The organism is Mucilaginibacter humi (assembly GCF_013087555.1).
Genome location: NZ_JABFCR010000031.1, coordinates 19,833 through 29,989 on the forward strand (window position 1 = coordinate 19,833; position 10,157 = coordinate 29,989).

Consider the following 10,157-nt stretch of genomic DNA (forward strand, 5'->3'; position numbering starts at 1 on the left):
TGAAGGCGTATGGCGGCGATTACTCACCCGGTCTTTGCTTCGCTCGACCACCCTCTCTTCGCCTTCGGCGGAAAGAGGGGAAATAATTAAAAACAACCCTCTTTCCCGCTTGCGGAAGAGAGGGTCGACCAGCGTAGCGCCGTCGGGGTGAGTAAACGGTGCGCGTTTAAACTAACAACTATGGCACAACTCAACAACAACCTCCAGCACTTATTTACCATCGCCCAAAAACCTGCGCGTATTGGTATTGGTTTAATGTCGGGCACGTCGTTAGATGGTTTGGATATAGCGCTTTGTAAATTTACCGGCAGTGGCTTGGGTACCCAATGCCAACTGCTGCAATTTACTACCATACCCTACCGGGACTTTTTTAAAAACGAGGTGCGGTCCATCTTCTCGCGCAGGCAGGTGGACCTGAAAAAGTTTGCTTGCTGAATGATTTTATAGGCACCTACCATGCCGAACTAATATTACAGGCATTAACCGGTTGGAACGTTAAGCCTGCCGAGGTAGACTTTATAGCCAGCCACGGCCAAACCATTTACCATGCACCCAAGCGACTGCACCGGCAGGAGGGTTACCCCAACGCCACCTTACAAATAGGCGACGGCGACCACATCGCTGTCAAAACCGGCATTTTAACCATCAGCGATTTCCGCCAGAAGCAAATAGCCGCCGGGGGCGAGGGCGCTCCGCTGGCTTTATATGGCGATGTATTGCTGGGCAGCAAGGCCGGCGAGGACCGGATATTGGTAAACATCGGCGGCATATCCAACCTTACTTTTTTACCTGCGGACGGGGATATGGATAAAGTTTTATGCTCAGACATCGGCCCGGGCAACACGCTGATAGATATGTTTTGCCGCGCCTATTTTGATAAGGCGTATGATGAAGACTCGGCTATTGCTTTTTCTGGCGAGGTGAACGAGGATCTGCTGGGGTCATTACTGAAGCACCCGTTCTTTGGCGAGCAACCGCCCAAAACTACCGGCCCCGAACTGTTTAACGAGGAATATGTGCGAAAGGCGCAGGAACGATCAGGTACCAGCCATATCGCGCCTAAAGATGTGATTGCCACCTTAAGTGCGTTCACCGCCAAAGCCATTGCCGACTTTGTACGCGCACACCTGCCCAAAGGTGCCCAAATGTTTGTAAGCGGCGGCGGAGCAAAGAACCCTTTTGTAATGCAATACCTGCAAACCCACCTGTATAATACCACCATTGCCGATACCGCCGCCCCGGGTATCAATCCTGACGCCAAGGAGGCCATCCTGTTCGCCCTGTTAGGCAACGAAGCCCTGGCCGGCCAGCCGCTGCATATCGGCACCAACCCGAGTGTATTGATGGGTAAATTTAGTTTTGCGGGGTAGGGTTGGGGCGTTGCCCTCGGCCCACGCTTTCCGCTTATACTGCACCGGCCGGTCCAAAGGACTCCTTCGGAGTATCCGCTGCAATCGTCAACGCGAGAGGGGATGTTCTTCGGTGGCAGGCACCCTGATATTCTTTTGATTATGAGCCTTGTGTAAAAAAAAAATACCCATAGTAGTAAGAAATTTGTTTTATTTACAAAATAATCCTTGTTCAATTATGAGAAATATAGCACCCCAAAAAAAGAAATGGTCTAAACCGGAACTTTACCTGTTATCGTCAGCCGATGACATAAAGGGAGGAAATGCGCCTTCTTTACGTGAAGCCGGCTTTAACCCAAACCATACGCATTATAATGGACCGAAGGGTAATGGAGGTGTTACAACTAGCCAGTTTAATAATTACGTATCATAATTAATAATTAAAAGACTTGTTCCTTCAGGGTTTCCTGGATAGTCGCTCAACAAGCAACTGCACAGGGCCATCTCTCCGCTCTTGTTGGTGTTATCACCAGCAAGAGCCCTAATGCAAAATCGAAACGCGCGATCTCGCAAAGTATTACCCACAATTACAATTACCGCAATTTGGTGGTTTTGTCCCGTCCGGGGATAGTGGTCGGGAACGAATTCAAAACTCATCACTCAAAACTCACCACTCAAAACTATTATCATTACCTTAGCAAAAAAATCAATCGCAATGAACGCATACTCTTTTGTACAGCACCTGCACTCAGGTTTCAGGTATATTGTTTTGGTATTGTTTATCTATACCATATTACAGGCTTTTATAGGCTGGTTAGCTGGCAGGCCATATGATAATAGAAACCGGTTAACCAACCTGTTTGCCATGATATCGGCACATACGCAGTTGCTGATAGGGATAGTATTGTATTTTCTGAGCCCGTTGGTAGCATTTAACAGCACTACCATGAAGGACCCTGTTACCCGCTATTTTACGATGGAGCATGGGGTAATGATGCTAATAGCCTTAGTGCTAATTACTATAGGCCACAGCAAAAGCAAAAAGCTGGTATTACCCGAGGCGAAGCACAAAACAATTGCACTGTTTTATACGCTTGCACTGCTAATTATAATTGGCACATTGGCTGCCGGCAAAATATCTATCTTAAAATAAGTTAAAAATAATTGCCGAAATAATTTGCCAATTCAAATTTCTTTATAAATTTGCGTCCACAATGATCAAAAAGGTAAATATAAAAAGCTGGTGGCACCAATTAAATTTGGCAGCCGGATAACTTTTTGACCATAGGAAACTAACCAATTGTAAACCTAATACAAAAACCCGGCGACCCCAATTCGCCGGGTTTTTTGTTTTACAATGATTTTAATAACACAAATGAAACAGTATAAAATTAATACCACTTATAGAAAGCTACTTGCTGACACCACTACGCCCGTAAGCATATACCTGCGCCTGCGCGATGTGTTTCCAAACTCGTTATTGCTTGAAAGTTCCGACTATCACAGCCGCGAAAACAGTACCAGCTACGTGTGCTGCGACCCGATTGGCGGCCTTACCTAAACGACGGGCAGCTAAACAAACGCTACCCCGACGGTACAGAAGAGACATTAAAAGAAGGCGAGTTTGAACTAATCAATCAGCTAACCGGTTTTTTAGACAGCTTTGAAACTACTCAGCCCGAAGTGAAGATTACCGCCAATGGTTTATTTGGCTACTTTACCCATGAGGCGGTGGAGCATTATGAAACCATCCGACTTAAAAAGAGTGACGATACTGCCCGCAAGATCCCGGTGATGCAGTACAATATTTACCGTTACATTATCGCTATTGATCACTTTAAAAATGAGTTGTACGTTTTCCATAATATGCCCGATGGCGAAGTGGAAGAAGAGAACAGCGGCCTGAGCAAGATCCTCGACCTGATTAAAAACAAAAACTTCCCCGAATATAGTTTCCAAAGTAAGGCCGAAGAAAAATCAAACCTTACAGATGAGGGCTTTATAGCGATAGTGGAAAAGATGAAGCAGCATATTTACAGGGGCGATGTATTCCAGATCGTACCGTCGCGGGCTTTCTCTAAAGAGTTTACCGGTGATGAGTTTAACGTGTACCGTGCGTTGCGGTCCATTAATCCATCACCCTACCTTTTTTATTTTGATTATGGCGATTTCCGGATCTTTGGCTCATCGCCCGAGGCGCAGATCACTATTAAAAACCGCAAGGCTACCATATACCCAATTGCAGGTACCTTTAAGCGCACCGGCGACGACGAGAAGGATGCACAACTTGCTTTAAGCTTAAAAAATGATCCTAAAGAATCTGCCGAGCATGTAATGCTGGTTGACCTTGCCCGCAACGACCTGAGCCGCCATTGCGAGCATGTGGAGGTTAAGGCGTTTAAAGAAGTACAGTACTATTCGCACCTTATCCACCTGGTGTCAATGGTAAGCGGTAACCTGCTGCCCGACGTACCTACGTTTAAAGTGGTTGCTGATACCTTTCCGGCAGGCACGCTAAGCGGTGCCCCAAAATACCGTGCCATGGAGATAATAGATGCTAACGAGAATATAAAACGCAGCTTTTACAGCGGTGCCATAGGTTACCCGGGCTTTAACGGCGATTTTAACCATGCCATCATGATCCGCTCGTTTTTAAGTAAAAACAATACGCTGCACTACCAGGCAGGGGCGGGCATTGTTGCCGGATCAGTAGCCGAAAGTGAGTTGAACGAAGTAAATAATAAAATAGCGGCTTTGCGTAAAGCGCTTGAACTGGCAGAGGAGTTATAGAGTATATAATTGTAACAAAATCTGTGATAAAGAAGTCATAATAAACAATAACAAGTGCCCCCTAAAAAAGAAGGTTTGAGGTGAGAAATGGAAAACAAAATTTTAATTATTGATAACTACGATTCGTTTACGTACAACCTGGTACACACGGTAAACGAAATTGGCCTGCAATGCGATGTTTGGAGAAACGATCAGTTTAAGATCGAAGATGTTGATGCTTATGATAAGATCATTCTTTCGCCGGGGCCCGGTATCCCGTCGGAAGCTGGCTTACTGCTGGATGTAATTGCAAAGTACGCTCCTACCAAAAGTATTTTTGGGGTATGCCTTGGCCAGCAAGCCATTGCCGAAGTTTTCGGTGGTACGCTGTACAACTTAAAACAACCTATGCACGGCATAGCAACCCCCATCACTGTTACTGATGATACCGAGCGACTTTTTGCCGGCTTGCCGCACCAGTTTAAAGTTGGGCGTTACCACTCGTGGGTAGTTGATGAAAAATCTATCCCCGATGTATTAACCGTAACCGCGGTTGACGAGGCGGATAACTCGGCTATGGCGTTAAGGCATAAAACATATGATGTGCGCGGTGTACAGTTTCACCCGGAATCCATCCTAACCGAGTTTGGTAAAGAAATGCTGCAAAACTGGTTGGCCCCCAGCCTAAAGGGGAGTAACAAATAATTTAGTTAGTTTTGCCAATTAACCGCAAACCATAATACTTAACCAAATATTCCTCCGCCCGGGCGGAGGTCAAGGTTCTATGAATATTCTTGATAAAATTGTTCTTAATAAAAAGGCTGAAGTAAAAGTAGCTAAAGCAAATACTCCTGTAAAAGAACTGGAAGCTACCCCGCTGTTTGGCCGCGATACCTACTCGTTCAAAGAGTTTTTGCTTGACCCGGCGCGTACCGGCATTATAGCCGAATTTAAGCGACGCTCGCCATCAAAAGGTATTATTAATAATAATGTTGGTGTTGTAGAAGTGACCAATGGATATGCTTCGGCAGGTGCTTCAGCATTGTCTGTACTAACAGATACCGACTTTTTTATGGGGACTAAATCCGACCTGTTTAAGGCCCGCCGTGCAAATACCATCCCGGTTTTGCGTAAGGATTTTATGATAGATGAGTTCCAGGTGATCGAGGCCAAATCATTAGGCGCCGATATTATCCTGTTAATTGCCGCCATACTAACCCCAAAAGAAATTGATACACTGGCAACGCTGGCCAAAAGCCTTGGCCTAAATGTATTGTTAGAGGTGCATAACCGGAAGAGCTGCAACGCAGCATTCACCCGAGTGTTGATGCCATCGGCGTAAACAACCGCAACCTGGCCGATTTTACGGTATCCGTAGAAACGTCCTACAAACTGGGCGAACATATCCCCGCCGAATTTTTAAAGATCTCTGAAAGCGCCATAAGCAACGTAGATGCGATTAAAGGGTTAAAAAAGCCGGCTTTAACGGTTTTTTAATAGGCGAGAACTTTATGAAACAAACAGATCCAGGATTGGCAATGAAGGAGTTTGTTGAGGGATTGAGATAAGGGACTTTTTAATCCAATTCTACAATATCAACATTAGATGTTGTAAGTATTCTTATTGCTTTTGTGATATTAGGTTTGATAAATTCCCACATTTCACGATTATCGCAATTGCCTTTTTTGATAACGATAAGTTTAGGTGGTGAGCCTAAGCGATTTACTAATTCATCAAAATCCGCATCTTTCGAAATAAGGATGACATTGCCATGTGCTTTTGCCATATTGTAAATAGCCGTGTCTGACAAATTATTTAATTGCAGGCTATAGGATGATTTTACAACGGAGCCGAGATACTCTGCCATCCACTTTGCAATTATTGGAGAGAGTTGCGTATCAAGCCATATCTCCCAATTCTCAGGCGGCATGAATAATCACAGTGTTCTTTATCTTTCGGGAAGCGTATAATAATGCAGCCTGGATATCCTCTTTTTGTAAGATGGGGTGTTGGTCTAAAATATCAGCATCTGACATTCCTGTTGCTAATAGTTCTAACACATCACTTACCAAAAAACGCATACCCCTAATTGCAGGCCTGCCGCCTAATATTTCAGGTGTAAAGGTAATACGCTCAAGCAGGCTATCATTATTCATAATATAAAGTTACCAACTTTTTATAGATAAATGAAATTGATAAAAATTGGTTTTTACCTTTGAGCTATGAGTTCTACAATCCTCGACGATAAAACCTTTACCGAATTAAACTACGCGAACACTGCTGAAAGAAACACCGAGTTTAACAATTGCGTGTTTAAAAAATGCGACTTTACCGATGCCGAGTTTGCCCTTTGCAAGTTTATTGATTGTGTTTTTGAGGAGTGCAACCTGTCTATGATCAAATGGCCCCGGTCGACTTTAAACAATGTGGTATTTAAGAAATGTAAGATCCCGGGTGTAAACTTTAGCCCAAGCGAGGATTTTTTGTTTACGGTACGGTTTGAGGAATGTATGCTGGATTATTCCTCGTTCATGGCTAAAAAGATGCCTAAAACCAACTTTGTCAAATCATCATTAAAAGAGGTAACGTTTACCGAAGCTATCCTCACCGGATCTGCTTTTAATGAATGCGACCTTAACGGCGCTGTTTTTAACAGAACCGATCTTACATCAGTAAACTTTACAACTGCTTCCAATTTTATAATTGACCCTGAATTAAACACTATGAAGCGCGCAATATTTTCGGCAAGCGGGCTGGAAGGGCTATTGTTTAAGTATGATATAAAAGTGGTTTAGTTAACCAACCTTACGATAGTATTTTAAAGAAAGGCCCCGAGCAATCGGGGCCTTTAGTATTAGTTTTTAGGAGCTGCGGGCAACTCTTTGCGCGGCATCATTTCGTCGCGTTGTGAGGTGTTGTAAACAAACCAGGCGGTAATGGTGGCGGCCTGCTTAAGGTCGGCCTCGCTTAATTTGTCGTAAGTATCCTGGTTGCTGTGATGGGTACGGGTACTATAATCCATGTTGTCTTGTATAAACTGGAAGCCCGGGATGCCAACCGCGTCAAACGACAGGTGATCCGTTCCGCCGGTGTTGCCAATGGTTACGGTATTTGCGCCCATATCTTTAAACGGAGCTAACCAAGATTGGAATATTGGTCCAATGGCCGAGTTACCCTGTAAATACACACCGCGTATTTTGCCTGTGCCGTTATCTAAGTTATAGTAAGCAGAAACCTTAGCAGCTTCGGGTTTTAATATCATTGTTTTAGGGTCGCCAAAGTGGTTAAGCACGTAGAAGCGTGAGCCAAACAAGCCCTGTTCTTCAGAACTCCATAAAACTACACGGATAGTACGGCGCGGGGTAAAACCAACACGTTTTAAAATGCGGATGGCTTCCAGCATTACCGCGCTGCCGGCAGCATTGTCTGTAGCGCCGGTGGCAGCGTGCCATGAGTCAAGGTGGCCACCTATGATAACTAACTGATCTTTTAGTTTAGGGTCGGTACCGGTATTTCGCCCACTACATCATAACCTTGCAGGTCGTTGGTGAAAAACTCGGTTTTGATATCAGCCTCTAACTGTACTTTAATCCCTGCTTTGCTTAAACGTAAAATTCGTTGGTAATCTTCACTGCTGGTTTCCAGTTCGGGAGCAACAGCATGGGCGGTATCAGCATACGATGCACCGTTAGTTGTAAATACTGTACCATCAGTACCACGGCCCTGGCTTAACACTAAGCCAACACCTTCGCTAACGTATAAATTGGTAATGGCTGTACGTAAAGCCAATAATGCCTGGATACGGGCTGGAGTAAACGGACCGCCCGGGCCACCCCTGCGCGGGCTACCTGTACCGGGTACTACCGGTGTCGCGTTAGCCATAGCAGTTAATGCTGAATCAGTTAGGCGGCTTGCATCGGCTCTAAAGGTTTGTTCCGGGTAACCTTTAACATCTGTCATTACAATTTTGCCTTTCAGCTTGCCTTTGTATTTGTCAATATCGGTAATGGTATCAATTTTAATAACCACAACATCACCTTTTATCAGGCCGTTGGTGCCGGGTGTCCGGGCTTTAGGGATGGCTATAATAGCATGGTAGTAAGGCGCGGTAATAGCGGCATAGTTTTTTTGTACTTCCCAGCCTTTGCCAAATTTACCCGGGGTTCGCGTTTAGCGTTTACTGCGCCCCGGGTTTTAGGGCATTTACCGCCCAATCCTGCGCGCGTTTTAAGCCGGGCGAATTTGCCAAACGCGGGCCTGCCACGTCGGTAAGCTGGAAAGCGGTTGCCATAACCTGCGATCTTTCCAACCCTTCGTTCTTAATTCTGTCAAGCATTTCCTGATCGGTTTGAGCGGATGCCGATCCAATGGTTCCTGCCGTAAGCAGCAGTACATAAAGTAATTTTCTTTTCATGATGATATTGAGTTCAGTTGTAACTCAAATCTATCTATTTTTTGCTGTAAAACAAATACGGGATCGTAAAGCAAGTGTTACAACCGTTACACTGTTTCTGTACAATAAAGTATAAGATTAACCAGTGAGATTAATTCACCAACAACTTATATCCCTTACCATGTACATTAATAATCTCAACTAATGCATCATCTTTTAAGTACTTGCGGATCTTGCTTAAAAATACATCCATACTGCGGCCGTTAAAGTAGTTATCGTCATGCCATATATGCAGCAGGGCTTCTTCGCGGGTAAGTACTTCGTTGCGTTTAAGGCATAGCAGTCGCAGCAATTCGGCTTCTTTGGTTGATAGCTTTTGTTGTGTGCCGTCTATGGTTATAATTTGGGTGGTATAGTCAAACTGGTATTTGCCAATTTCAAACCGCGTTGGTTGCAGCTCTTCTTTCTTTTCGGCGCTATCGGTACGTTTTAGTAACGCGTTTATCCTTAACAGTAACTCTTCAATGCGGAAGGGTTTGGTAATATAGTCATCGCCGCCAAGGGTAAATGCTTCGGTTTTATCTTCGATCATCCCTTTTGCGGTAGCAAATATTATGGGTACGTGCGGGTTGATCTTGCGCACATCTTTGCCTAAGGTAAAGCCATCCTTTTTGGCATCATTACGTCTAATATTAACAGGTCGTAGCTGGCTTTGGTAAATGCTTGCAGGCCTTCTTCGCCATCAGTACATAAAACAACGTCAAATTTTCCCTTTAGCTGCAGGTAATCCTGTAAAAGCAGACCAAGGTTAGGGTCATCTTCAACCAGTAATATTTTTTCATAGGATAGGTTTATTTAGTCCGGAAGTCCAAATGTCGGGCTGTCCGGAAGTTATTTATTGGCAATACTGCAAGTGTCTTTCTGACTTCCCGGACTTCCGGACTTGCTGACTAATCAGGCACCCTGAAATTTCAGCTCGAACTCCGACCCCTTATCCTTCTCTGAGCGTACGTTTATTGTACCATTTAACCTTTTTACTACTGTATTAACGTAACTTAACCCCAAACCAAAACCTTTAACGTTATGCACATTACCGGTAGGGATACGATAAAACTGTTCAAATATTTTACTTTGCTGATCGCGGCTCATGCCAATACCTTTATCGGCCACTTTAATAATAACATGCCCGTTTTTGTTGGTGCTGGTTATGGTTATCTGCGGCTTATCACCGCTGTATTTTATAGCGTTGTCAATAAGATTATATAATACGTTGCTAAAGTGCAGTTCATCAGCATTGATCACGGCGTTGTCTGCATCCAGTTCCAGTATCAGGTCGGCTTCACATTTTTGCAGTTTAAGCGCCATACTGTCAACCACCAGGCTTATCATCTCGTTAACATCAAGCGGTTTTTTCTCCAGCTTAAAGTCGTTCTTGTCTATCCTGGCAATGTTTAGTACACGCTCAATATGGCTGCCCGGGCGTTCATTTTCCTCGTAAATAATGTTGGCAAGCCGGGCAATTCGGTTTCGGTCAATAGCAACCTCACTGTCTTTCAAAGCCTCGCTGGCTATCATTATGGTTGATACCGGGGTTTTAAACTCGTGCGTCATGTTATTGATGAAATCTGTTTTCATTTCAGAGATCT

The 10,157-nt window shown here is 44.4% G+C and carries 10 protein-coding genes and 4 pseudogenes; 7 read left to right on the plus strand and 7 right to left on the minus strand.

What is annotated here, in order from left to right; translation table 11 throughout:
• Positions 1-255 precede the first annotated feature (255 nt).
• From HK413_RS07835 to HK413_RS07860, 6 genes and pseudogenes are all read left to right on the plus strand, one after another.
• Positions 256-1,370 (plus strand): annotated as a pseudogene (locus HK413_RS07835) (anhydro-N-acetylmuramic acid kinase).
• 217 nt (positions 1,371-1,587) lie between these two features.
• Complete coding sequence (locus tag HK413_RS07840; protein ID WP_175269778.1) at positions 1,588-1,782, plus strand: hypothetical protein; 195 nt, start codon at positions 1,588-1,590, stop codon at positions 1,780-1,782.
• A 282-nt stretch (positions 1,783-2,064) separates the two neighbouring features.
• On the plus strand, positions 2,065-2,502 hold the full coding sequence (locus tag HK413_RS07845; protein WP_175269779.1) for a cytochrome B: 438 nt from the start codon (positions 2,065-2,067) through the stop codon (positions 2,500-2,502).
• Positions 2,503-2,724: 222 nt separating this feature from the next.
• A pseudogene (locus HK413_RS07850) lies at positions 2,725-4,139 on the plus strand (anthranilate synthase component I family protein).
• An 87-nt stretch (positions 4,140-4,226) separates the two neighbouring features.
• Entirely contained in the window at positions 4,227-4,823 is a 597-nt protein-coding gene (locus HK413_RS07855) for an anthranilate synthase component II (RefSeq protein WP_175269780.1), read from the plus strand.
• 79 nt (positions 4,824-4,902) lie between these two features.
• Positions 4,903-5,615: pseudogene (locus tag HK413_RS07860) on the plus strand (indole-3-glycerol phosphate synthase TrpC).
• A 79-nt stretch (positions 5,616-5,694) separates the two neighbouring features.
• On the opposite strand, the gene HK413_RS07865 reads toward HK413_RS07860, so the two are convergent.
• Both HK413_RS07865 and HK413_RS07870 read right to left on the minus strand, forming a co-directional pair.
• Entirely contained in the window at positions 5,695-6,048 is a 354-nt protein-coding gene (locus HK413_RS07865; protein WP_175269781.1) for a DUF5615 family PIN-like protein, read from the minus strand.
• Complete coding sequence (locus HK413_RS07870; RefSeq protein ID WP_175269782.1) at positions 6,038-6,274, minus strand: DUF433 domain-containing protein; 237 nt, start codon at positions 6,272-6,274, stop codon at positions 6,038-6,040. Before HK413_RS07870 ends, HK413_RS07865 begins: the two co-directional genes overlap by 11 nt.
• 66 nt (positions 6,275-6,340) lie before the next feature.
• Here HK413_RS07870 and HK413_RS07875 point away from each other — a divergent pair, with 66 nt between their 5' ends.
• Entirely contained in the window at positions 6,341-6,913 is a 573-nt protein-coding gene (locus HK413_RS07875) for a pentapeptide repeat-containing protein (RefSeq protein ID WP_175269783.1), read from the plus strand.
• A gap of 59 nt (positions 6,914-6,972) precedes the next feature.
• Here HK413_RS07875 and HK413_RS15125 read toward each other — a convergent pair whose 3' ends face one another.
• From HK413_RS15125 to HK413_RS07890, 5 genes and pseudogenes are all read right to left on the minus strand, one after another.
• Positions 6,973-7,593, minus strand: a complete 621-nt coding sequence (locus tag HK413_RS15125) for a M20/M25/M40 family metallo-hydrolase (RefSeq protein WP_317169390.1) — start codon at positions 7,591-7,593, stop codon at positions 6,973-6,975.
• A gap of 14 nt (positions 7,594-7,607) precedes the next feature.
• Positions 7,608-8,147, minus strand: a complete 540-nt coding sequence (locus tag HK413_RS15130; protein WP_217452160.1) for a hypothetical protein — start codon at positions 8,145-8,147, stop codon at positions 7,608-7,610.
• A 148-nt stretch (positions 8,148-8,295) separates the two neighbouring features.
• On the minus strand, positions 8,296-8,532 hold the full coding sequence (locus HK413_RS15135) for a hypothetical protein (RefSeq protein WP_217452161.1): 237 nt from the start codon (positions 8,530-8,532) through the stop codon (positions 8,296-8,298).
• Between the two features lie 130 nt (positions 8,533-8,662).
• Positions 8,663-9,366 (minus strand): annotated as a pseudogene (locus tag HK413_RS07885) (response regulator transcription factor).
• Positions 9,367-9,465: 99 nt separating this feature from the next.
• On the minus strand, positions 9,466-10,157 hold a 692-nt coding region (locus HK413_RS07890; protein ID WP_175269784.1), incomplete at its 5' end, for a sensor histidine kinase.